Below are 22,500 nucleotides of genomic sequence, written 5' to 3'. Positions count from 1 at the left end.
CTTTCCGGTACGGGCGTGCGCCTGTTCACTGGCTCGCTCACGACGAGCCTAGTTCACGCTCTGCGACGTTCCGTGAGGAGCGCGGCGGACGCATCGCCCGATCGGATCAGGCGATGGTCACATCACTGCGCCGTACGGGTGTGGTCAGGACGCGAAGGGGCGGGCCGGCCAGGGCGCGTCGGCCGGGCGCAGGGCGTCCAGCCCGTCCCCGGCGCGGGCGGCGACCAGCGAGAGCACGCCCACCACCAGGCAGTTGTTGTGCAGGTCGCCGGCCAGCACCCGGCGCACCAGCTCGTCGACCGGCACGCGCGCGTGCTCCATGTCGATCTCCTCGTGCTCCGCCTCGAACCGGGCTCCCTCGGCCTCGGACAGGTCACGGGCCAGGAAGACCCGTACGGCCTCGTCGCAGCCGCCGGGAGTGGTGTACACGTCGGTCAGCACCCGCCAGTCCTCGGCCTTGACGTGCGCCTCCTCGTACAGCTCGCGCTGGGCCGCGTGCAGCGGGTTCTCGCCGGGCACGTCGAGCAGGCCGGCCGGGATCTCCCACAGCTTGTGCCGCACGGGGTGCCGGTACTGGTTGATCAGCAGGACCCGGTCCTGCGCGTCCAGGGCGAGGACGGCGACCGAACCGGGGTGGACCTGGTAGTCGCGGCGGACCACCGAGCCGTCGGGCATGACCACGTCGTCCGTGCGGACGGAGGTCTTGTTGCCCGTGAAGGGGGTGTCCGTCGCCCGGATCTCCCACTCCTCGGAGGTGTCCTTGATCGTCATGCCCTGTCCTTCCACACACGCAGGTGAAAACCGGCCACTCACGGAAGCCGGGGTGCCCACCTTTGAGAGGAGTGCACCCCGGCCACCGTACAACCGGTGTGTCAGACGGAGTTCTGCCGCTCGACGGCGGCCTTCACGAGACCGGCGAACAGCGGGTGCGGACGCGTCGGCCGCGAGCGCAGCTCGGGGTGCGCCTGCGTGGCGACCAGGTAGGGGTGGACGTCGCGCGGGTACTCCACGTACTCCACGAGCTTGCCGTCCGGCGAGGTGCCCGAGAAGACGATGCCGGCCTTCTTCTCCAGTTCCGCGCGGTAGGCGTTGTTCACCTCGTAGCGGTGGCGGTGCCGCTCCTCGACGTACTCCTTGCCGTCGTACACCTCGCGGACGATGGAGCCCTCGGCCAGCTTGGCCGGGTACATGCCGAGCCGCATGGTGCCGCCCATGTCGCCCTCGCCGGCGACGATGTCCAGCTGCTCGGCCATGGTGGAGATGACCGGGTGGGCGGTGGCCGGGTCGAACTCGGTGGAGTTGGCGTCGGAGACGTCGGCCAGGTTGCGCGCGGCCTCGATCACGATGCACTGCAGGCCGAGGCAGAGGCCGAGCAGCGGGATCTTGTTCTCGCGGGCGTAGCGGATGGCGCCGACCTTGCCGAGCACGCCGCGGTCGCCGAAGCCGCCCGGGATGCAGATGCCGTCGACGTCGCCCAGCTGGGCCTTGGCGCCGGCCGGGGTCTTGCAGTCGTCCGAGGTGACCCACTTGATCTTGACGCGGGCCTTGTTGGCGAAGCCGCCGGCGCGCAGCGCCTCGGTCACCGACAGGTAGGCGTCGGGCAGGTCGATGTACTTGCCGACCAGGGCGAGGGTGATCTCGTGGTCGGGGTTGTGGACGCGGTCGAGCAGGTCGTCCCAGGTCGTCCAGTCGACGTCCCGGAAGGGCAGGTCCAGCTTGCGCACCACGTAGGCGTCCAGGCCCTCGGAGTGCACGACCTTCGGGATGTCGTAGATCGAGCGGGCGTCCGGGCAGGCGACGACGGCGGCCTCGTCCACGTCGCACATCAGCGAGATCTTGCGCTTGATGGCGGTGGGGACCTCGCGGTCGCAGCGCAGCACGATGGCGTCCGGCTGGATACCGATGTTGCGCAGCGCGGCGACGGAGTGCTGGGTCGGCTTGGTCTTCAGCTCGCCGGAGGGGCCGATGTACGGCAGCAGCGAGATGTGCACCACGAAGACGTTGTCCCGGCCGACCTCGTGGCGGACCTGGCGGACGGTCTCCAGGAACGGCAGCGACTCGATGTCGCCGACGGTGCCGCCGACCTCGGTGATGACGACGTCGACCTCGTCGGTGGCCATACGGCGGATGCGGTGCTTGATCTCGTTGGTGATGTGCGGGATGACCTGCACCGTGTCGCCGAGGTACTCGCCGCGCCGCTCCTTGGCGATCACCGTGGAGTACACCTGGCCGGTGGTGACGTTGGCGGTGCCGTCCAGGTCGCGGTCGAGGAAGCGCTCGTAGTGGCCGATGTCCAGGTCGGTCTCGGCGCCGTCGTTGGTGACGAACACCTCACCGTGCTGGAAGGGGTTCATCGTGCCCGGGTCGACGTTCAGGTAGGGGTCGAGCTTCTGCATCACGACACGCAGGCCGCGGGCCTTGAGCAGCATGCCCAGACTGGAGGCGGTGAGGCCCTTGCCGAGCGAGGAGGCGACACCCCCGGTGACGAAGATGTGCTTGGTCGTCGTGGATTTCGAGGGCATGGCCAAGAGGGGGCTCCCGTGGTCGCTGGCTGTCGTGCGGTACGGCGTCCGGCCCGAATGCTCCTGGGCTTTCGGCGGAGGCGCCGTCGCTGCGGTTCGGGGGTTTCGGGCCCACCGGTCCACGGGCTACCAGGGTATCAGCGCCTGGAGGCGATGGCTTCCGGCCACGCTCCGCACACGCCCCGGCACGGCGGAGCACGACTCGCGCGCCCGCCACCCGCCGCTCACTCGTTCGGCCGACACCGGTTGTCCCGAGCGGCACGCGGATCATGCACGTGCGTCGTATCCTGCTCGGACACTCGCTGCCGAGCCCGGCCGGAACGACGGCACACCCCCGCCACCATCACCCGGAACAACGAGAGCGCGGCAGTTCGTTGAGCAAAGACTGTCGTTTTGCCCCAGGGCTCGGCGGGCTGCTTTGCTTCACCGCTCAACGACGCACAACAACGACCCCCTTGACCGCACTAGCGACAGCCCCCCTGCGCGGGGGTGACGTGGCCGTTCGACTGGAGTTGCACGTGGCCGGGCGCATCGAAGACTACGCACTCATCGGAGACATGCAGACCGCCGCACTGGTCTGCCGGGACGGCACGGTGGACTGGCTGTGCCTGCCCCGCTTCGACTCGCATGCCATCTTCGCCGGCCTGCTGGGCACCGAGGAGCACGGCTTCTGGCGGCTCGGCCCGGCGCACGCCGCGGACGTCCAGCCGCCCACGGCCGCCCGGCGCAGCTACCGCGGCGACTCGCTGATCCTGGAGTCGGAGTGGGACACCCCGCGCGGCACGGTCCGCGTGACCGATTTCATGCCCCCGCGTGACGGCGCCCCGCAGCTGATCCGGATCGTGGAGGGCGTCACCGGCCGGGTGCCGATGCGCTCGGCCCTGCGGATGCGGTTCTCCTACGGCCGGGTCGTGCCGTGGGTGCACAAGCACGAGGGCCGCACGGTGGCCGTCGCGGGCCCCGACTCGGTGTGGTTCGACACGGAGGCCGAGACCTTCGGCAAGGCGCTGACGACGTACGCCGACTTCACGGTGGCCCCGGGCGAGCGGATCACCTTCACCGTCTCGTGGCAGCCGTCGCACAAGGAGCCGCCGCCCCTGCCGGAGCCGGAGGCCTCGCTGGTGGCGACGGAGGACTTCTGGCGCGAGTGGGTCGAGCACTGCACCTACCACGGGCCGTACCGCGAGGCGGTGGTCCGCTCGCTGATCACCCTCAAGGCGCTGACGTACGCCCCCACCGGCGGCATCGTCGCGGCCCCCACCACCTCGCTGCCCGAGGACATCGGCGGCGTCCGCAACTGGGACTACCGCTACACCTGGCTGCGGGACGCGGCGATCACCCTGTCCTCGCTGCTGCGCACCGGCTACCGCGAGGAGGCCCGCGCCTGGCGCGAGTGGCTGCTGCGCGCGGTCGCCGGTGACCCGGAGAACCTGCAGATCATGTACGGCATCGCGGGCGAGCGTGAGCTGGGCGAGGCCGAGCTGGACTGGCTGCCGGGCTACGAGAACTCCGCCCCGGTCCGGGTCGGCAACGGCGCGGCCCACCAGCTCCAGCTGGACGTGTACGGCGAGGTCACCGAGGCGCTGCACCTGGCCCACATGACCGGTCTGGCCCGCAGCGACTACGCCTCGCTGCTCCAGCTCAAGCTGATCCGGTACCTGGAGGACCACTGGCAGGAGCCGGACGAGGGCATCTGGGAGGTGCGCGGCCCGCGCCGGCAGTTCGTGCACTCCAAGGTGATGGCGTGGGTGGCCGTGGACCGCACGATCAAGCTGATCGAGTCCGGCGACGTGGACGGCCCGCTGGAGCGCTGGAAGGAACTGCGCGACGACATCCACCGCGAGGTGTGCGACAAGGGCTACGACAAGGAGCGCAACACCTTCACCCAGTACTACGGCTCCCAGGAGCTGGACGCCTCTCTGCTGCTCATCCCGCAGATGGGCTTCCTGCCGCCGGACGACAAGCGGGTGATCGGCACCATCGAGGCGATCCAGCGCGAGCTGTCCACCTCGGACGGGTTCATCCTGCGCTACCCGACCGAGGGCGACCACGCCGGCGTCGACGGCCTGCCCGGCGACGAGGGCGCCTTCCTCGCCTGCTCGTTCTGGATGGCGGACGACCTGGCGATGATCGGCCGGGTGGACGAGGCCCGCAAGCTGTTCGAGAAGCTCCTCGCGCTGCGCAACGACCTCGGTCTGCTCGCCGAGGAGTGGGACCCGCGCCTGCAGCGGCAGGTCGGCAACTTCCCGCAGGCCTTCAGCCACGTCCCGCTGATCGACACCGCACTGCGACTGACGGCCTCGGGGGCGTACGGCGGCTAGGCCCTGCCGCCCTCCCGGCGTCCGCCCGGAGGGCGGGCCTCGCGGCGTCAGGTGCGTGCTCCAGGCGTGCCGGGTCCTGGCCCTCGTACGGGATGTACTCGCACCTGGGCCCGGTACGGCGAGAGTGCGTGCATGGCGTCGCGGGGCATGCGGGAGTTCGACGACAGGGCCTCGGGGCCCCGGCCGGCCGGTGACTCGCCCGCCCGCGGCGAAGGGGGCACCGGCGCAGCCCGCGCCCCCTGGGGTGCGCCTGCCTAGGCTGGAACCGAACGGAGTCCCCTTCCCGGAAAGGGGGCGGCGATGGCCTCCCCTTCGAAGGCGGGCGCGGCCCTGGCCGCGCTGCGCGAGGATCTGGTCGGCGACGTGTTCGCCCCCGGCGACCCGGGCTACGACAAGGCCCGGGCCGTCTTCAACGCGATGATCGACCGGCGCCCGGCGGTGATAGCCCAGTGCGCGGACGCGGCCGACGTGGTTCGGGCGGTGCGCTTCGGCAGGGACCTCGACCTGCGCATCGCGGTGCGCGGCGGCGGCCACAGCGTGGCCGGGACGGCGCTGGGCGACGGCGCGCTCGTCGTGGACCTGCGCCGTATGCACCGGGTGACCGTCGACCCGGCGGCCGAGGCGGTGCGGGTCGAGGGCGGCGCCACGATGAGCCATCTGGACCGGGCCACCCAGCCCCACGGCCTCGCCACCACCGGGGGGCGGGCCTCCACCACCGGTGTCGGCGGTTTCGTCCTGGGGGGCGGCACCGGCTGGCTGGACCGGTCCTTCGGCCTCGCCGTCGACAACCTCCTCGGCGTGGAACTGGTGACCGCCGACGCCGAACGGGTGCACGCGAACGCCGACGAGAACCCGGAGCTGTTCTGGGCTCTGCACGGCGGCGGCGGCAACTTCGGGGTGGCCACCGCGCTGACCCTGCGGCTGCACGAGCTGCCGGAGTTCTCCATCGTCCTGCTGATGTTCCTGCCGCCGCTCGGACCGGACGTGGTCCGCGCCTTCCGCGAGATCATCCGGAGCGGCCCGGACGAGGTGAGCGGCGCGGTGCTCTACGTGACCGGTCCGCCCGAGGAGTTCACGCCGCCGGAGCTGGTGGGCAAGCTGGTGTGCGCCGTCCTGCTGACCTACGCGGGCGGCGAGGACGGCCTGCGCGAGCTCGCCGGACCGCTGCTCGCGCTGCCGCACGAGGCGGAGCTGGCCGGTGACATGCCGTACGCCGACGTGCAGTGCATGCTCGACGATCCGCCCGGGCAGCGGAACTACTGGTCGGCGGAGTACCTGACCGGGCTGCCGGACGACCTGGTGGACGTCTTCTGCGCCCGTGCGGACAGCATGCCGGTGCCGACCAGCACGCAGCACATCCTCTTCCCGCAGGGCGGGGCCATCGCCGCCGGTCCGCACGAGTACCCGGTGCCGTACCGGGACGCGCCCTGGGCGGCTCACCCGTTCGCGATCTGGACGGACCCGGCCGACGACGAACGGGCCGTCTCCTGGGTGCGGGACGTGCGCGCGGGCGTGCGGCCGTGGAGCACGGGCGCCGTCTACCTCAACTTCATCGGCGACGAGGGCCCCGAGCGGGTCAGGGCGGGCCTGGGCGCCGGGAACGCCCTGCGCCTGCAGAAGGTGAAGCGGCGCTACGACCCGGACAACGTGTTCCGGTTCAACCACAACATCCGGCCGGTGTAGCCGGCGACCGAAGCTGTCCTCGGGGCGTTTGCGCAGGTAGCGTCCGCTGCATGGACAGCCGTACGGACAACCGATTCGACACCCAGGGCGCCGGGATCACGGTGCAGCGGGCGCTGGAGCTGCCGGGGCTGCGCAGTGGGCTGCCGGAGATCGTCGCGGGCGCCGACCGGCTGGGGCGGACCGTGCGCTGGGTGCACGCGGGCGAGGTGCCGAACATCGCCTCGCTGCTCAAGGGCGGCGAGCTGCTGCTGACCACGGGCTACGGTCTGGGCACCCGTCCGGCCGATCAGCGGGCGTTCGTACGGACCCTCGCCGAGCGCGGTATCGCCGCGCTGGTGGTGGAGCTGGGCCCGCGCTTCGCCCGGCTGCCCGCCGCGCTGGTGGACACCGCCCGGGCGGCGGGCCTGCCCCTGGTCCAGCTGCACCGCGAGGTGCCGTTCGTGACGGTGACCGAGGAGATCCACACCGAGATCGTCAACGGCCACTACGCGCTGCTGCAGCGGGCGGAGGAGGTGCACCGGCGGTGCACCGAGGCCCTGCTGGGCGGCGGCGGAGTACCGCAGGTGCTCGACATCCTGGCCGGCTTCAGCGGCAACCCGGTGTTCCTGGAGACCGCCGGCGGCCGCCTGCTGTACGCCGCCGGGTCCGGGCCCGAGGGGGCGGACCCCCTTCAGGTGTGGGAGGGGCTGCGCGGCCCGCACAAGGACGCCCCGCCGCCCGCCGGTTCGGTCCTCGTCGACGTGCCCGGCGGCGGCCCCGGTACGGCGGGCTCGGTCCGTGCCCGGCTCGTGCTGCTGCCGGTCCGGTCGCCGCTGGCCCCGGTGCACCGGATCGCCGCCGAGCGGGCCGCGGGCATCCTGGCCGTGGTGCTGATGCAGGCTCGGCAGGAGGAGGAGCTGGCGGCACGCGGGCGCGGTGACTTCCTGACCGATCTCGCCGAGGGCCGGATCGCGGCGGAGGACGCCCCCGCGCAGGCCCGGGTGCTCGGCTTCAAGCCGGGCGAGAGCCCGTTGCTGCCGGTGGTCATGCGAGTCGGGGAGACCCTGTCCCCCGGCGGGGGCTGGGCGATGCTGGCCAGGGCCGTCTCCGAGGAACTGGCCGCTGTCGGGGTGCCGGTGCTGCTGGGCGTGCGGCCCGTGGAGGGCCGGGTCCTGGTGCTGCTGGGGCTGCGCTCGGAACCGGAGCGGCAGGCGGTCGCGGACCGGGTGGCGGCGGCACTGCGCGCCGGGGTGGAGCGCGCCGGGATGCGGCGGCCGGGTTCCCCGCCCCCGGTGGTGGTCGTCGGGGTGGCGGGCGGCTGGGCGGCCGCCTCGGCCGGGCTGCGGCACGCGGCGGAGACGGCGACGGCGGCCCAGGGGCTCACCGACCGGCCCTGGTACGACGCCCGCCGCCTCGACATCGACCTGCTGCTGTGGCGGCTGCGGGACCACCCGGATCTCGCGGCCTTCGTGGACCGCGCGATCGGCCCGCTGCGCGACCACGACCACCGCTCCAAGCCGCCGCTGCTGCCGACCCTGGAGACGTACCTGGCGCACGCCGGCCGCAAGGCGGAGACGGCCCGCGAGCTGCACCTCAACCGCCAGACGCTCTACAACCGGCTCGCCCGCATCGGCGAGTTGCTCGGCACCGACCTCGACGACCCCCAGACGGTCCTGGCCCTGAGCCTGGCCCTCCGCGCCCGCCGCCACGTGCCCTAGGCGTATTGCCCTGTGAGGTTGGGGACGCGGCCTAGGTGAGCGGCCGGGGCTGGGTCAACTCGTCGTAGACGCTGAGCACCTGGGCGACCGTCTCGTCCTCCGTCGGCCAGGTGGCGGCCTGCCGTACGCCCCGCTCGCGCAGCTGTTCCCGGCGCTCATGGTCGGTGAGCAGCGTGACGACGGTGGCCGCGAGTGCCTGCGCGTCGCCGTAGGGGACGAGTTCCGCCGCGTCGCCCACGAGGTCGGGGACGCCGCCGACACGGGTCGCGACGAGCGGCACACGCGCGTACAGCGCCTCCTGGGCGAGGACGGGGCGTGACTCCCAACTGCTGGTCAGCAGCGCCAGATCGGCGGCGGCGAGCAGTCCGGGCACATCGTCCCGGTGCCCGATGAGCCGCACCGGCAGGTCCTCGTCCTCGATCCGCCGCTGCAGCACCGGCCGCAACGGGCCCTCCCCCGCCACGGCGACCAGCGGCTGGGGGTCGAGGCCGCGCCAGGCACGGGCCGCGTCCAGCAGGACGTCATGGCCGCGGTGCCGGTCGAGGGAGCCGACCGCGACGAGCAACGGGCGGCCCGTGGTGCCGAGTTCGGCCCGTACCTTGGCCCTCGGCCGGTCGGGGTCGGCGGTGGGGCCGCAAGCGGGCGGCGTCCGGCGCCGGCCCGGCAGGCCGACGGCCGCGAGCCGGGCGTCGCGCGCACCGCGGCGCCGGGCCCGGTCGACCAGGTCGGAGCTGGTGCCGAGGACCACGGCCGCCGTCCGCACCACCCGCCGCTCCAACAGCCGCAGCAGATGCGCCCGCGCGCCCTCGGCCCGCGCGCGGCCGTGCCAGGTGACCACCAGCGGGGTGGCGCGCCCGCCGAGCGCGAGCACGGCGCGGAAGGAGGCGTGCAGGCCGTGCGCGTGCACCAGGTCGGCGTCGGCGCAGGCCGCCCGCAGCGCGGCCACCGATGCGGGGTCGCTGCTGCGCGGCACCGGTACGTGCTCGGCACCCACGCCGGTGAAGTCATGGGCGCGGTCGGCCTCCTCGGGGGCGCACACCGTGACCCGCACGCCCCGCGCCACGAGCCCCTCGGCGAGGGAACGCACGTGCGCGCTGCTTCCGGCGTTGCCTCCGCCCAGCACCTGCACGGTGCGCAGCGGCGACTGGCCGTGCGGCGCGTTGCTGCTCAGGGGGCTCACGGGGCCGGGGCTCCTGGTTCGGCGTGCGGTGGTCACGTGGAAACGTACCGAAGGTAGCGGGCCCGAGGGGGCGGAAGGATGTACCCCACGCGCCCCCGGCGTGGGCCGTTCCGGCCCGCCGCCCGCCCCTCTCCACCTGCCAAGCATGCCAGGGGGAAGGGTCGTTCCGGGACCGCCGGGAGGGCGCACCCCGCGGCATGCCGGGGCAATACGCCGGAGCACGTCACCCACACGGGTGAAAGAAACCCTGCGCCGACCGAACGCTGTACGAACGGATCCGTACGCTCAGCCGCGGACGGCGCCCGGCCACGGCCGGCCGGGGCACGCACGGCGACCGCGCACGGCCCGCTCGGACCTCACAGCGAGCGTGCCCACGCTGTCACCCGGTCCCCGCACGCGGCGGCGGCCACGACGGCGACGGCGTGCGCGAGGAGACCGGCGCCCCGGTTGCGGGCGACCACGGCGGTGCCGAGCGCCGCTCCGAGCGCGTGCGCCCCGGCGTCCCCGAGCATCACCCGCTCGCGGAGGTCGTCGGGCAGCACGGCCGCGGCACACCCCAGGGCCACCGCGGCCAGCTCGCCGCCGGGCCCCTCGCGCAGCAGTCCCGGCACCCCGAGCGCGAGCACCGCGCCCGCGGCCCGCGCCGGGCGTACGTCGACGAGATTGGCGCAGTGGGCGGCCCCGGCGATCACCACACCGGCCAGCACCTTGTCGGCCGCCCGCTCCTTCATCAGGGCCCCCGCCACCAGGGCCGCGGCCGACACCCCGAAGAGTTTCACGGCGCCGCTGGTCACCTCGCCGTCCCGCAGCGCGCGCAGGTGCGCCCGGAAACCGCGCCGATGGTCCCCTGCAACGTCGTCGTACGCCCCGCAGACCCCGGCCGCCAGCACCGCGAGCCCCGCACCGGGGTGGACGGCCGCGGCGCCCGCCGCGGCGCCCACGGCCGACGCCGGACCGGCGTACAGCCCGACGGCCCGCCCGGCGTGGTTCGTCCGCCCCCAGCGCGCCCGCCCGCCGGGGGCGGTGGCGCGCAGTGCCGACATGCCCGCGCGGGTGACGGCGGCGGCGCACGCGAAGGAGGCGCTCCGGCCCCTCACCCGTCCGCCCGGGCCGCCGCCAGCAGCTCCTCCGCGTGGGCACGGGCCGTCTCGGAGTCCTCCTGGCCGGCCAGCATGCGGGACAGCTCGCGGACGCGCTCCTCGCCCTCCAGCACCTTCACACCGGAGCGGGTGACCGATCCGTCGTTGGTCTTCTCGACCAGCAGCTGCCGGTCGGCGAAGGCGGCGACCTGGGGCAGGTGGGTGACCACGACGACCTGGGCGGTCCTGGCGAGCTTGGCCAGGCGCCGCCCGATCTCGACCGCGGCCTTGCCGCCGACACCGGCGTCGACCTCGTCGAAGAGGTACGTCGGCACCGGGTCGGTACCCGCGAACACGACCTCCACGGCTAGCATGACCCGGGACAGTTCGCCGCCGGAAGCGCCCTTGGCGATGGGCCGCGGCGGGGCGCCCGGGTGCGGGGCGAGCAGCAGCTCGACCTCGTCCACACCGGCGGGCCCGTAGGCGACGGCGCGCCCGCCGACCTCGACGCCCTCGGGGTCCTCGGTCTGCCGGATGTCGAAGGACACGCGCGCGTGGGGCATCGCCAGCGAGGCCAGCTCGGCGGTGACCGCGGCGGCGAACCGCTCGGCGGCCTCCGTCCGCGCGTCGGTCAGCGCCTGCGCCAGCCCGCCCAGTTCGGTGCGCAGCGCGTCCCGTTCGGCGGTCAGCTCCTCGATCCGCTCGTCGTCGCCGTCCAGTTCGGTCAGGCGCGCGGCGCCCCGCTCCGCCCAGGCGAGTACGGCGGCGACGCCCTTGTCGTGCTCGCCGTACTTGCGGGTGAGCGCGGTGAGCGCGGCCCGCCGCTCCTCCACGGCGGCCAGCCGCAGCGGATCGGCGTCGAGGTCGTCGGCGTACCCGGCCAGCTCGCCGGCCACGTCGCCCAGCAGGATCCCGATCTCCCCGATCCGGTCGGCGAGGGCGGCCAGCGCCGGGTCGTGCGACCGGACGGCCTCCAGGGCCCGGTGCGCGCCCGCGACGAGGGTCGAGGCGTCGATTCCCTCGGGGTCCTCGGGGTTGCCCGCGAGAGCGGCGTGCGCGGCCGTCGCGGCGGACGACAGGGCCTCGGCGTGCCCGAGCCGCTCCGCCTCCTCGGCCAGCTCCGTGTCCTCCCCGGCCCGCGGCTCGACGGCGGCGATCTCGTCCAGCCCGAACCGCAGCATGTCGGCTTCCTGCGCCCGCTCGCGGGCGCGTGTGGTGATCTCCTCCAGCTCGGCGGAGACGGCCCGCAGCCGCCGGTAGGCCCCGGTGTACCGGGCGAGCGGCGCGGCGACCGCGTCCCCGGCGTACCGGTCGAGGGCCTGCCGCTGCCGGGACAGCTTGAGCAGTCCCTGCTGGTCGGTCTGCCCGTGCACGGCCACCAGGTCGTCGGCCAGCTCGGCGAGCAGCCCCACGGGCACGCTGCGTCCGCCCAGGTGCGCCCGGGAGCGGCCCTCGGCGGAGACGGTGCGGCTGATCAGCAGAGCCCCGTCGTCCAGCTCGGCCCCGGCCTCCTCCGCACGTGCCACGGCGGCGGCGTCCGCGGGCACGGCGATCCGCCCCTCCACCACCGCCTTCCCGGCGCCGATCCGCACGAGCGCCGGGTCCGCCCGCCCACCGAGCAGCAGCCCCAGGCTGGTGACCACCATGGTCTTGCCCGCACCCGTCTCACCGGTGACGGCGGTGAACCCGGGTGACAGCTCGACGACGGCATCGTCGATGACCCCGAGCGACCGTATCCGCATCTCCTCCAACACGGAACAGACCATACGAGGTCCGGGGCGCGGAGTGCACACAGGCCGTCCGTGTCACCCCGGCGCGCCGGGAGCCGGAGCCGGGCACGGCCTAGTGCGGCGCCCCCCGCCAGCCCGTGGTCGGCAGCGCGAACTTCGCCACCAGGCGGTCCGTGAACGACGAGTGGTGCAGCCGGGCCAGCCGTACCGGCACCGCCCCGCGGCGGACCTCCACCCTCGCTCCCGGCGGCAGCTCGACGGTCCGCCGGCCGTCGCACCACAGGACACCGGGCGGGATGTGGGGCAGGACCTCCACGGCGAGCACCGAGTCCGGCGACGTCACCAGCGGCTTCGCGAACAGCGCGTGCGCGCTGATCGGCACCATCAGCAGCGCCTCCACCTCGGGCCACACCACGGGCCCGCCGGCGGAGAACGCGTACGCCGTGGACCCGGTCGGCGTGGACAGCACCACGCCGTCGCACCCGAAGCCCGTCACCGGCCGCCCGTCGATCTCCAGCACGACTTCCAGCAGCTTCTCGGCGCCGGCCTTCTGCACGGCCGCCTCGTTCAGCGCCCAGTCGGTGTGCACGATGTCCCCGTTGCGGTGCACGACGACGTCGACGGTCATCCGCTCCTCGACCTCGTACGACCGTGCCACCACCCGGTCGACCACGCGGTCGAGGTCGTCGCGCTCCGCCTCGGCGAGGAATCCGACGCGCCCCAGGTTGACGCCGAGCATGGGCACCCCGGAGGCCCGGGCGAATTCCGCGCCGCGCAGCAGCGTGCCGTCGCCGCCCAGGACGATCAGCAGTTCGCAGCCGTCGAGGCACTGCGGGGTCGCCTCCTTGACCAGCCGCACCTCGTCCGGCAGCGGCAGGTCGCGCGCCTCCTCCTCCAGCACCCGCACCCCGATGCCGTGCCGCAGCAGGCCCTTGACGACGAGTTCCGCACTGCGGATCGCCGCGGGCCGCCCGGTGTGGGCCAGCAGGAAAACCGTACGCGCCAGGTTCTGTGTCAACGCGGTCCCTCCGCCACTGCTCGGTCGACGTCGGCCGGGTCCAGGGCGGGCGCCCCGGACCGCAGCCACAGGAAGTACTCGACGTTCCCGGACGGCCCGGGCAGCGGACTGGCGGTGACGCCCCGCACCCCGAGCCCCAGCTCCCAGGCCTTCTCGGCCACTCCCCGCACGGCCTCCGCCCGCAGTTGCGGATTCCGTACGACACCTCCGCTGCCGAGCCGTTCCTTGCCCACCTCGAACTGCGGCTTGACCATCATCACCAGGTCGGCGTCCGGCTTCACGCACCGCTTCAGGGCGGGCAGCACCAGCCCGAGCGGGATGAAGGACAGATCGCCCACGACAAGATCCACAGGTTCCCCATCGATCGCCTCAAGCGTCAACTCGCGTACGTTCGTACGGTCCTTGACGGTGACGCGTTCATCGCTCTGCAGAGACCAGGCGAGCTGTCCGTATCCGACGTCCACGGCGACGACGTGCGCTGCGCCCGCGCGCAGCAGGACGTCGGTGAAGCCACCGGTGGACGCGCCGGCGTCCAGCGCCCGGCGGCCCTCGACGACGAGCCCCCGGGGCACGAAGGCCCCGAGCGCGCCGGCGAGCTTGTGGCCGCCGCGGGAGACGTACTCGGGGTCGCTGTCGTCGGCGGCGACCACGATGGCGGCGGCGGCCTCCACCTGGGTGGCGGGCTTGGTCGCGACGGTCCTGCCGACGGAGACCCGCCCGGCGGCGATCAGCTGGCTGGCGTGCTCGCGCGAGCGCGCGAGCTTGCGGCGGACCAGCTCCGCGTCGAGACGGCGGCGTGCGACTCCTGCCACGTTCGGTTCAGCTCCTGTGTTGGTACGACGGTGGGGGGACCGGAGGTCCGGGGCGGGCGTCGAGCGCGGTGAGCGCGTCGCGCAGTGCCCGGTGTACATCCTCGTACACCTCGATGTGGCCGTCGGTGGCGAGGTGGTCGGCGTCGGCCAGCCGCGCCAGCTGGGCGTCCACCTCTGCGTCGCCGGTGGGAGTGCGCGGGACGTCCAGGGGGGCCGGGGCGGCGGGGTCGTACTCGGGCTCCGGCTCCGGCCCGGGGTCTGTGGCGCCGGGGACGGTCTCGGACACGGACTCGCTCATGCCCAGACGCTACCGCGAACCGCTGGGGTACCGTCGGTGGCGATGGCCACGATCGAGGAGTGCCGCGCCGCACTGGGGAAGCTTTCGGACAACATGCGGATGGCCGAGGGTGACGTCCGCGCGGCCGCCGCCCTGGACCGCTCGGTGAGCTGCCACATCACCGACCTGGACGTGACCTTCGCGGGCCGGATGACCGGCGGCCGGGTGGAGGTCGACGCCACCCATCCCGGGCCGCCGCGCGAACGGGCGCAGATCAGGCTGGTGATGGCCGGGGACGACCTGGTGGACCTGGTGGAGGGTCAGCTGAACTTCGCGACGGCGTGGGGCCGGGGCCGGGTGCGGCTGGAGGCCGGTCTGCTGGACCTGTTCCGGCTCAGGAGGCTGCTGTGACCCGCGCCCTGCGAGCGGCCGGCACCACCAGCGGGGTCCCGGTCTCGGGGTCGGCGATGACCTGGCAGCGCAGCCCGAACACCGCTTCGACCAGCTCGGCCGTCACGATGTCGTTCGGCGCGCCCTCGGCGATCACCTCGCCGCCGCGCAGGGCGATGAGGTGCGTCGCGTAGCGCGCCGCGTGGTTCAGGTCGTGCAGGACGGCGACCAGGGTGCGGCCCTGGGTCTCGTGCAGCTCGGCGCACAGGTCGAGGACGTCGATCTGGTGCTGGATGTCCAGGTAGGTGGTCGGTTCGTCCAGGAGCAGCAGCGGGGTCTGCTGGGCCAGCGCCATGGCGATCCACACGCGCTGGCGCTGGCCGCCGGACAGCTCGTCGACGTACCTGTCGGCCAGCTCGGCGACCCCGGTCTGCCGCATGGACTCCCGCACGACCCGCTCGTCCTGCGCGGACCACTGGCGCAGCAGGCCCTGGTGCGGGTAGCGGCCCCGGCCCACGAGGTCGGCGACCGTGATGCCGTCGGGTGCGACGGACGACTGCGGGAGCAGGCCCAGGGTGCGCGCGACCTTCTTCGCGGGCATCGACCCGATGGCCTGCCCGTCCAGGAGCACCCGGCCCTCACTGGGCCTGAGCATCCGCGAAAGAGCCCGCAGCAGCGTGGACTTGCCGCAGGCGTTGGGCCCGACGATCACCGTGAAGGAGTTGTCGGGGATCTCCACCGACAGCTGCTCGGCGATCACACGCCGGTCGTAGGCGAGGGTGACGTTCTCGGCGGACAGGCGGTTCACGGTGCTCCTCTTGCTGTCGGACTCGGGGACGGCGCTCATATCCGGCCCGCTCTGCGCTCGGTGACCAGCAGCCACAGCAGATAGCCGCCGCCGAGGACGCCGGTGACCACGCCGACGGGCAGCTGGTCGGCACCGAAGGCCCGCTGCGACGCCCAGTCGGCCGTGACCAGCAGGGCGGCGCCCATGCACAGCGAGGGCACGAGGTTGGGGCCCGGCGAGCGGGTCAGCCGGCGGGCGAGCTGGGGGGCGGTGAGCGCGACGAAGCTGACGGGTCCGGCGGCGGCGGTGGCGGCCGCGGTGAGCAGCACGGCGCAGACCATCAGCACGAGCCGGACGCGCTGGACGCGCACGCCGAGGGCGGCGGCGGTGTCGTCGCCCATCTCCATCATCCGCAGGCCGCGCGCGTGGGCGAGGACCAGCGGGACGAGGACCGCGCACAGGGTGAGCAGCGGCCACACCTGGTCCCAGTCGCGGCCGCCCAGCGAGCCGGTCATCCACACGACCGCGCGGGCCGCGTCGACCAGGTCGGCCTTGGTGAGCAGATAGCCGTTGACCGCCGTGACGATCGCGGAGACGCCGATGCCGACCAGGACCATCCGGTACCCGTGCACGCCCTGCTTCCAGGCGAGCAGGTAGATGGCGAGACCGGTCACCAGTCCGCCGATCAGCGCGCCGGCGGTGACCTGGGTGGCGCTGCCGGACATCAGCACGATGACGACCAGCGCTCCGGCCGTCGAGCCCTGCGACAGGCCGAGAACGTCCGGGCTGCCCAGCGGATTGCGGGAGACGGCCTGGAACAGCGCGCCGCCGAGGCCGAGCGAGGCGCCGACCAGCAGGCCGACGAGGACGCGCGGCAGCCGCAGTTCGTTGACGATGAAGTCCTGGTACGCGGTGCCGTTTCCGGCGAGCGTCCGGAGCACGTCGGCCGCGGGGATATGCGCGTCGCCGGTGCCGATCAGCGCCACGCCGGCGGCGAGCGCCGTGGCCAGGAACAGCCCGACGACGACCACGGCGCGCAGGTCCAGGCGCAGGGAGAGCCCGCCGGGGGTGCGCAGGGCACGGCTTCGGGAGCGCGTCTTCACAGCTGGGCCGTCCTCCGGCGTCGTACGAGCAGGATGAAGACCGGGCCGCCGAGGATCGCGGTGACGATGCCGACCTGCAGCTCCGCGGGTCGCGCCACGATCCGGCCGACGACGTCGGCGCCGAGCAGCAGCACGGGTGACAGGACCGCGGCGTAGGGCAGGATCCAGCGCAGATCGGGGCCGGTGAGGGAGCGCACGGCGTGCGGGACCATCAGGCCGACGAACATGATCGGGCCGCAGGCGGCGGTCGCGGCACCGCACAGCACCGTGGCGGCCAGCATGGCGAGGGCGCGGGTGCGGTCGAGGTTCGCGCCGAGGGCGCGGGCGGTGTCGTCGCCCATCTCCACGGCGTTCAGCGGACGGGCCAGCGCCAGCGCGAGGAGAGTTCCGGCCGCGAGGAACGGGAGCACCTGCGTGACGGTCGAGTGCGTGGCCGACGCCAGCGAACCCACCGTCCAGAAGCGCATCCTGCCCAGCGCCGAGTCGTCGATGATCATCACGGCCTGGAGGTAGCCGTAGAGGGCGGCGCTGATCGCCGTACCGGCGAGCGCGAGGCGGACCGGGGTGGCGCCCCGGCTGCCACCGAGGAACCACACCAGCGCGCCGACCGCCGCGGCGCCGAGGAAGGCGAACCACACATAGCCGGTGAGGCTGGTGACGCCGAAGTAGGTGATGGCCGTGACGACGGCCGCGGAGGCGCCTGCGTTGATGCCGAGCAGTCCGGGGTCGGCCAGCGGATTGCGGGTGAGCGCCTGCAGGACCGAACCGGCGAGGCCGAGCGCGGCACCGGCCAGCAGACCGAGGACCGTGCGCCAGAGCCGCTCGTCCACGACGACGTCGCCGTACGTCCCCGTGTCGTGGAAGAGGCCGTGCCAGACCTGGTCCGGTGACAGCGCCTTCGCCCCGACGGCGATGCTCGCCAGGGCGGCGAGCACCAGCATCACGACGGAGAGCAGGAGCCCGAGGGCCCGCGCCGCCCTGCGGGTCGGGGGCGCGGGGGCGGCCTCCGCGCGCGGAACCGGAGAACTGTCGACCAACACGAGGTTAGGTTAGCCTACCCTGCACGTGCTGCGGGCCTCCGGGTTGACGGCTCTTCGGCTCGCCACTTCGGATGACGGCCCCTCAGTTCACAGGCCCAGCCGGGCCAGCGCCTTGCCTCCGTCCAGCTCGCAGGAGCCCTCACCGGCCGCCGTCCATGCCGCCGCGCACAGCGCCCGCAGGCCGTCCGGCGCCTCGCCGTCGCCCTCCAGTTCCAGCCGGTCCGCCTCCGCCGTCGCCGTCCAGCCACCGCAACGGAAGCTCTTCCCGTCCTCGGTGACCTCCGGCTGCCCGGTGAGCAGCCCGCGCAGATCGGCGTCCACGTACGTCGGCCGGTGCCGGGGCGGCGCGGCGAGCAGCAGGGCGCCGTCGGTGACACCGGTCAGCACCAGCAGCGAGTCCACCTCGCCGTTGAACGCGCCCTCGATGTCCGTGTCCAGCCGGTCCCCCACCACCAGCGGCCGCTTCGCGCCGGTCCGGATGATCGTCTCCCTGTGCATCGGCGGCAGCGGCTTGCCCGCGACCTGCGGTTCGGCGCCGGTCGCGATCCGTACGACCTCCACGGCCGCCCCGTTGCCCGGCGCGATACCCCGTCCGCTCGGGATCGTCAGGTCGGTGTTGGAGGCGAACCACGGCACCCCGCGCGCCACCGCGTACGACGCCTCGGCGAACCGCGCCCACGGAAGGTCGGGCCCGCCGTACCCCTGCACGACGGCCGCCGGGTCGTCGTCCGCCGACTCCACCGGGGTCAGGCCGCGCTCGCGCAGCGCGACCCGCAGCCCGTCACCGCCGATCACCAGCACCCGCGCCCCGGCCGGCACCTGCTCGCTGATCAGCCGCGCGACGGCCTGTGCGGAGGTGATGACGTCCTCGGCCCCGGTCGGTATGCCCAGCTCCGAAAGATGCGCGGCCACCGTGTCCGGCGTCCGCAGCGCGTTGTTCGTGACGTACGCCAGGTGCATCCCGCCCGCGCGCGCCACCGCCAGCGAGTCCACCGCGTGCGCGATCGCGTTCCCGCCGGCGTACACCACCCCGTCCAGATCGAGCAGCGCCGTGTCGTACGCCTCGCTCAGGGGCTGTCCACTGCCCTCGGGCCTCGTCCTGACGCCCTGGCTCATGTCCACATCGCTCCTCGTCAACTCGCCTTTCCCCCGATCATCCCCCAACCCGCCCGCGCACGTACGATGCCGGGATGAACACTGCAGGTCACTCGGAAGCAACGGCGCGCCGAGGCCTGGAACTCAACCCGTTCCGAGGCCTCCGTTACGACCCCGACCGGGTCGGCAGCCTGGCCTCCGTCACCTCACCCCCGTACGACGTCGTCGTACGCCCCGACGGGGTGCACCACCTCCAGTCGGCGGATCCGCACAACATCGTCCGGCTGATCCTGCCCGAGGCGGGTACCCCGAGCGCGCGCACCGAACAGGCGGCCGACACCCTGCGCCGCTGGCTGGACGAGGGCATCCTCACCGCGGACCCCGATCCCGGCCTGTACATGTACGAGCAGTGCGACGGCGACGGCATGCTGCAGCGGGGCCTCATCGGCGCACTGCGGGTGTCGGAGCCCACGGAGGGCGTGGTGCTGCCGCACGAGGACGTCATGCCGCCCGTGGTCGCGGACCGCGCGGCCCTGATGCGGGCGACTCGCGCCAACCTGGAACCGCTGCTGCTGACGTACCGGGGCGACGGGGCGGCCGCCGAGATCGTCGAGCGCACGGCGGACCGCCCTCCGCTGCTGGCCACGACCACCGAGGACGGCTACCGGCACCGTCTGTGGTCGATCACCGATCCGGCGGAGCTGTCCCTCATCCAGTCGGACCTGGCCCACCGGCAGGCCCTGATCGCCGACGGCCACCACCGCTGGGCCACCTACCGCCGGCTGCGCGCGGAGCACCCCTCGCCCAGTCCCTGGGACCACGGCCTGGTGCTCCTGGTCGACACCGCCCGCTACCCGCTGCGGGTCCGCGCCATCCACCGGCTGCTGCACCGGCTGCCCGTCGCCGACGCGCTGGCCGCCGTGGACGGCCTGTTCCGGGTACGGCGCCTCGACGTGACCCTGGCCGAGGCGCAGGAGGCGCTGGCGGACGCGTCCTGTGCGGGCAACGCGTTCCTGCTCGCCGGCGACGGCGTCTTCCACCTCCTCGACCGGCCCGACCCGGACCTGCTCGCCCGGACGATACCGGCGGACCGCCCGGCCGCCTGGCGTTCCCTGGACGCCACGGTCCTGCACGCCGCGCTCCTCGACCACGTCTGGCACATCCCCGAGGACTCGCCGGCGCACATCGCCTACATCCACGACTCGGCGGCGACGGTGGAGAAGGCCGAGCGTGACGGCGGAACGGCCGTGCTGCTGCACCCGGTCCGCGAGGAGGTCGTCCGCGATCTGGCCCGCCAGGGCGTGACGATGCCGCGCAAGTCGACGTCGTTCGGCCCGAAGCCGGCGTCGGGGCTGGTGCTGCGGGCGCTGGAGCTCTGACGCACCGGGAACATGGAGAAGGGGCGGGCTCCCGGGAGCCCGCCCCTTCTCCTGTTCGACCGGACGACCGGTGTCAGTCCTTGTCGCCGTCTTCCTCGGCGGAGGGCCGCACGGACTCGTCCGCACCCTCGGTCCCGGACTGGGCCTCCGCCTGCGTCTCGTCGGCGGTCTCGTCCCCCGTCTCGTCGAGGGCGTCGACGAACTCCACGCCGTCCAGCTCGGCGAGCCGGTCGGAGGCGTCCGTGCTGCCGTCCCGGTCGGCCTCGACGGCCTTGGCGAACCACTCCCGCGCCTCGCCCTCGCGACCGGCGGCCAGCAGGGCGTCGGCGTAGGCGTACCGCAGCCGCGCGGTCCACGGCTGCACGGCGTTGGAGGCCAGCTCGGGGCTCTGCAGGGTGACGATGGCCGCGTCCAGCTGGCCCATGTCACGCCGGGCGCCGGCCGCGACCAGCCGCATCTCGACCTGCCCGGCCTTGTCCAGCTTGTGCACCTCCGGGGCGCCGGCCATGTCCAGCGCCTTCTCCGGCCGTCCGAGCCCGCGCTCGCAGTCGGCCATGACCGGCCACAGTTCCACGGTGCCGGTCATGCGCCGGGCGGCCCGGAACTCGGCGAGGGCCTCGCTGTACTTCTGGTTGGCGTACGCGGCGAAGCCGGCGGCCTCGCGTACGGCGGCGACGCGGGACGCCAGACGCAGGGCCACCCTGGAGTAGCCGTACGCGCCCTCGGGATCCTCGTCGATGAGCCGGGCGACCATCACCAGGTTCTTGGCGACGTCCTCCGCGAGCGTCTTGGGGAGGCTCTGCAGCTCCTGCCGTACGTCCCCGTCGATCTCCTCGCCGGTGACGTCCTCCGGGATCGGCAGCCGCTTGATCGGCTCACGGTCCCGGTCGCGCTCGTCACGGAAGCGGCTGCCACCGGCACGGCGGTCGTCGCGCCCGTCGCGGCTCCGGAAGCCACCAGGCCGGCCGCCCCGGTCGTCCCGGCGGGGCCCACGGCCACCTCGGTCGTCCCGGCCCCGGAAGCCGCCACGGTCGTCACGGCGGTCGTCGCGGCGGAAGCCGCCACGGTCGTCGCCCCGGCGGTCATCACGCCGGTCATCACGCCGGTCATCGCGGCGGTCGTCACGGCGGAAGTCGCTGCGGTTGTCGTCACGCCGGCCGTAGCCGCCACGATCGTCACGGCGGAAGCCGCCACGGTCGTCGCCCCGGCGGTCATCACGCCGGTCATCGCGGCGGTCGTCACGGCGGAAGTCGCTGCGGTTGTCGTCACGCCGGCCGTAGCCGCCACGGTCGTCACGGCGGAAGCCGCCACGGTCACCGCGCTCGCCGCGGTCGTCACGACGCGGCCCTCGGTCACGGTCGTCACGCTGGAACCCGGGGCGGTGACCCCGATCGCCCTCACGACGATCATCCCGGCGACCGTAACCCACACGGTCGCCATAACCGCCACCACGACGGTCGTCACGGCGGTCGTCGTCACGGCGGTCGTCGCGGCGGAAGCCGCCACGGTCGTCGCCCCGGCGGTCGTCGCGCCGGTCATCGCGGCGGAAGTCGCTGCGGTTGTCGTCGCGCCGGCCGTAGCCGCCACGATCGTCACGGCGGTCGTCACGGCGGAAGCCGCCACGGTCGCCGCGCTCGCCGCGGTCGTCACGACGGGGCCCTCGGTCACGGTCGTCACGCTGGAACCCGGGACGGTGACCCCGATCGCCCTCACGACGATCATCCCGGCGACCGTAACCCACACGGTCGCCATAACCGCCACCACGACGGTCGTCACGACGGTCGTCGCCCCGGCGGTCGTCGCGGCGGTCGTCGCGGCGGAAGCCGCCACGGTCGTCGCCCCGGCGGTCATCACGCCGGTCGTCACGGCGGAAACCGCCACGATCACCGCGGTCACCGTAGCCGCCTCCGCGGCTGTCATCGCGCCGGCCGTAGCCGCCACGGTCGTCACGACGGAAGCCACCACGATCACCGCGGTCACCACTGTCCCGTCGCCGCTGGTCGCGCTCCGGTCGGTCGTCGGGAGAGTTGGTGGACATGGTGACTCCTGTCTTCGGTACCGCAAGCATTGTAAAAACAAAAGGACCCCTGGTCCCAGCTGAACGCTGGGACCAGGGGTCCTCCAAAGATTGTTCGGCGGCGTCCTACTCTCCCACAGGGTCCCCCCTGCAGTACCATCGGCGCTGTGAGGCTTAGCTTCCGGGTTCGGAATGTAACCGGGCGTTTCCCTCACGCTATGACCACCGAAACCCTAATGGTTTCGAGCGAACAAGCACACTCTTCAATTGTGCGTTCTACTCAAAGCCGGCAACGGTCGTTGCCTCAGAACTAACACAGTGGACGCGAGCAACTGAGGACAAGCCCTCGGCCTATTAGTACCGGTCACCT

Annotated in this window: 19 protein-coding genes and 1 rRNA gene; 6 read left to right on the top strand and 14 right to left on the bottom strand. The window is 73.5% G+C overall.

Translation table 11 applies throughout. The features are described 5' to 3' along the window. Positions 1 to 144: 144 nt before the first annotated feature. Together IE177_RS13275 and pyrG are read right to left on the bottom strand one after the other, a co-directional pair. Positions 145 to 771: an NUDIX domain-containing protein gene (locus IE177_RS13275; protein ID WP_190015508.1), complete on the bottom strand. Its 627-nt coding sequence runs from the start codon at positions 769 to 771 to the stop codon at positions 145 to 147. Positions 772 to 872: 101 nt separating this feature from the next. Next, positions 873 to 2,522: a CTP synthase gene (pyrG, locus tag IE177_RS13270; RefSeq protein WP_190015507.1), complete on the bottom strand. Its 1,650-nt coding sequence runs from the start codon at positions 2,520 to 2,522 to the stop codon at positions 873 to 875. A gap of 518 nt (positions 2,523 to 3,040) precedes the next feature. On the opposite strand from pyrG, the gene IE177_RS13265 reads away from it, so the two are divergent. From IE177_RS13265 to IE177_RS13255, 3 genes are all read left to right on the top strand, one after another. Continuing rightward, positions 3,041 to 4,843 carry a glycoside hydrolase family 15 protein gene (locus IE177_RS13265; protein WP_190015849.1) on the top strand — a complete coding sequence of 601 codons (1,803 nt, stop codon included), beginning with the start codon at positions 3,041 to 3,043 and terminating at the stop codon, positions 4,841 to 4,843. Between the two features lie 300 nt (positions 4,844 to 5,143). Continuing rightward, positions 5,144 to 6,526 (top strand): FAD-binding oxidoreductase, encoded by a 1,383-nt coding sequence (locus IE177_RS13260; RefSeq protein WP_190015506.1) that lies wholly within the window; start codon positions 5,144 to 5,146, stop codon positions 6,524 to 6,526. Between the two features lie 50 nt (positions 6,527 to 6,576). Next, positions 6,577 to 8,223, top strand: coding sequence for a PucR family transcriptional regulator (locus IE177_RS13255; protein WP_190015505.1), 1,647 nt, complete (start codon positions 6,577 to 6,579; stop codon positions 8,221 to 8,223). Positions 8,224 to 8,254: 31 nt separating this feature from the next. Here IE177_RS13255 and IE177_RS13250 read toward each other — a convergent pair whose 3' ends face one another. The 6 genes from IE177_RS13250 to IE177_RS13225 form a co-directional block, all read right to left on the bottom strand. Continuing rightward, complete coding sequence (locus IE177_RS13250) at positions 8,255 to 9,403, bottom strand: glycosyltransferase family 4 protein (protein ID WP_190015504.1); 1,149 nt, start codon at positions 9,401 to 9,403, stop codon at positions 8,255 to 8,257. A 356-nt stretch (positions 9,404 to 9,759) separates the two neighbouring features. Then, complete coding sequence (locus IE177_RS13245) at positions 9,760 to 10,446, bottom strand: hypothetical protein (RefSeq protein ID WP_229816035.1); 687 nt, start codon at positions 10,444 to 10,446, stop codon at positions 9,760 to 9,762. 50 nt (positions 10,447 to 10,496) lie between these two features. After that, entirely contained in the window at positions 10,497 to 12,248 is a 1,752-nt protein-coding gene (recN, locus tag IE177_RS13240; RefSeq protein WP_190015502.1) for a DNA repair protein RecN, read from the bottom strand. Positions 12,249 to 12,324: 76 nt separating this feature from the next. Continuing rightward, the gene (locus IE177_RS13235; protein ID WP_190015501.1) at positions 12,325 to 13,230 is read right to left on the bottom strand and encodes an NAD kinase; all 906 of its coding nucleotides are present in this window, start codon (positions 13,228 to 13,230) and stop codon (positions 12,325 to 12,327) included. Continuing rightward, complete coding sequence (locus IE177_RS13230) at positions 13,227 to 14,042, bottom strand: TlyA family RNA methyltransferase (protein WP_190015500.1); 816 nt, start codon at positions 14,040 to 14,042, stop codon at positions 13,227 to 13,229. Before IE177_RS13230 ends, IE177_RS13235 begins: the two co-directional genes overlap by 4 nt. A gap of 7 nt (positions 14,043 to 14,049) precedes the next feature. Further along, entirely contained in the window at positions 14,050 to 14,340 is a 291-nt protein-coding gene (locus tag IE177_RS13225; RefSeq protein ID WP_190015499.1) for a hypothetical protein, read from the bottom strand. Positions 14,341 to 14,382: 42 nt separating this feature from the next. Here IE177_RS13225 and IE177_RS13220 point away from each other — a divergent pair, with 42 nt between their 5' ends. Then, positions 14,383 to 14,730: a sterol-binding protein gene (locus IE177_RS13220; protein WP_190015498.1), complete on the top strand. Its 348-nt coding sequence runs from the start codon at positions 14,383 to 14,385 to the stop codon at positions 14,728 to 14,730. Here the strand turns inward: IE177_RS13220 and IE177_RS13215 are convergent. The 4 genes from IE177_RS13215 to IE177_RS13200 all read right to left on the bottom strand — a co-directional run bounded on the left by IE177_RS13215 (position 14,714) and on the right by IE177_RS13200 (position 18,755). Beyond that, positions 14,714 to 15,556 (bottom strand): ABC transporter ATP-binding protein, encoded by an 843-nt coding sequence (locus IE177_RS13215; RefSeq protein ID WP_190015497.1) that lies wholly within the window; start codon positions 15,554 to 15,556, stop codon positions 14,714 to 14,716. The genes IE177_RS13220 and IE177_RS13215 overlap by 17 nt on opposite strands. After that, positions 15,553 to 16,599, bottom strand: coding sequence for a FecCD family ABC transporter permease (locus IE177_RS13210; protein ID WP_190015496.1), 1,047 nt, complete (start codon positions 16,597 to 16,599; stop codon positions 15,553 to 15,555). Before IE177_RS13210 ends, IE177_RS13215 begins: the two co-directional genes overlap by 4 nt. Continuing rightward, entirely contained in the window at positions 16,596 to 17,639 is a 1,044-nt protein-coding gene (locus tag IE177_RS13205) for a FecCD family ABC transporter permease (RefSeq protein ID WP_190015495.1), read from the bottom strand. Before IE177_RS13205 ends, IE177_RS13210 begins: the two co-directional genes overlap by 4 nt. An 87-nt stretch (positions 17,640 to 17,726) precedes the next feature. Beyond that, positions 17,727 to 18,755 (bottom strand): HAD hydrolase-like protein, encoded by a 1,029-nt coding sequence (locus tag IE177_RS13200; protein WP_190015494.1) that lies wholly within the window; start codon positions 18,753 to 18,755, stop codon positions 17,727 to 17,729. Between the two features lie 74 nt (positions 18,756 to 18,829). On the opposite strand from IE177_RS13200, the gene IE177_RS13195 reads away from it, so the two are divergent. Continuing rightward, positions 18,830 to 20,113 (top strand): DUF1015 domain-containing protein, encoded by a 1,284-nt coding sequence (locus tag IE177_RS13195; protein WP_190015493.1) that lies wholly within the window; start codon positions 18,830 to 18,832, stop codon positions 20,111 to 20,113. 73 nt (positions 20,114 to 20,186) lie between these two features. Here the strand turns inward: IE177_RS13195 and IE177_RS34675 are convergent, their stop codons facing one another. Continuing rightward, complete coding sequence (locus IE177_RS34675; RefSeq protein ID WP_194552797.1) at positions 20,187 to 20,975, bottom strand: tetratricopeptide repeat protein; 789 nt, start codon at positions 20,973 to 20,975, stop codon at positions 20,187 to 20,189. A 519-nt stretch (positions 20,976 to 21,494) separates the two neighbouring features. On the opposite strand from IE177_RS34675, the gene IE177_RS34670 reads away from it, so the two are divergent. Continuing rightward, positions 21,495 to 22,214 carry a hypothetical protein gene (locus IE177_RS34670; protein WP_194552796.1) on the top strand — a complete coding sequence of 240 codons (720 nt, stop codon included), beginning with the start codon at positions 21,495 to 21,497 and terminating at the stop codon, positions 22,212 to 22,214. Between the two features lie 29 nt (positions 22,215 to 22,243). Here the strand turns inward: IE177_RS34670 and rrf are convergent. Next, positions 22,244 to 22,360: ribosomal RNA gene (gene rrf / locus IE177_RS13185) — 5S ribosomal RNA — on the bottom strand. Positions 22,361 to 22,500: the final 140 nt, after the last annotated feature.

Origin of the sequence: Streptomyces lucensis JCM 4490, assembly GCF_014650035.1 — a bacterium.
Lineage (GTDB): Bacteria > Actinomycetota > Actinomycetes > Streptomycetales > Streptomycetaceae > Streptomyces > Streptomyces lucensis.
This window is presented reverse-complemented; position numbering and strand designations above follow the sequence as displayed.

Bases quoted from the DNA above. Each gene is read 5' to 3' on its own strand.
- IE177_RS13220 (WP_190015498.1), top strand. From the start codon at position 14,383: ATGGCCACGATCGAGGAGTGCCGCGCCGCACTGGGGAAGCTTTCGGAC.
- IE177_RS13275 (WP_190015508.1), bottom strand. From the start codon at position 771: ATGACGATCAAGGACACCTCCGAGGAGTGGGAGATCCGGGCGACGGAC.
- IE177_RS13200 (WP_190015494.1), bottom strand. From the start codon at position 18,755: ATGAGCCAGGGCGTCAGGACGAGGCCCGAGGGCAGTGGACAGCCCCTG.
- pyrG (WP_190015507.1), bottom strand. From the start codon at position 2,522: ATGCCCTCGAAATCCACGACGACCAAGCACATCTTCGTCACCGGGGGT.
- IE177_RS13225 (WP_190015499.1), bottom strand. From the start codon at position 14,340: ATGAGCGAGTCCGTGTCCGAGACCGTCCCCGGCGCCACAGACCCCGGG.
- recN (WP_190015502.1), bottom strand. From the start codon at position 12,248: ATGGTCTGTTCCGTGTTGGAGGAGATGCGGATACGGTCGCTCGGGGTC.
- IE177_RS13215 (WP_190015497.1), bottom strand. From the start codon at position 15,556: ATGAGCGCCGTCCCCGAGTCCGACAGCAAGAGGAGCACCGTGAACCGC.
- IE177_RS13195 (WP_190015493.1), top strand. From the start codon at position 18,830: ATGAACACTGCAGGTCACTCGGAAGCAACGGCGCGCCGAGGCCTGGAA.
- IE177_RS13255 (WP_190015505.1), top strand. From the start codon at position 6,577: ATGGACAGCCGTACGGACAACCGATTCGACACCCAGGGCGCCGGGATC.
- IE177_RS13260 (WP_190015506.1), top strand. From the start codon at position 5,144: ATGGCCTCCCCTTCGAAGGCGGGCGCGGCCCTGGCCGCGCTGCGCGAG.
- IE177_RS13245 (WP_229816035.1), bottom strand. From the start codon at position 10,446: ATGTCGGCACTGCGCGCCACCGCCCCCGGCGGGCGGGCGCGCTGGGGG.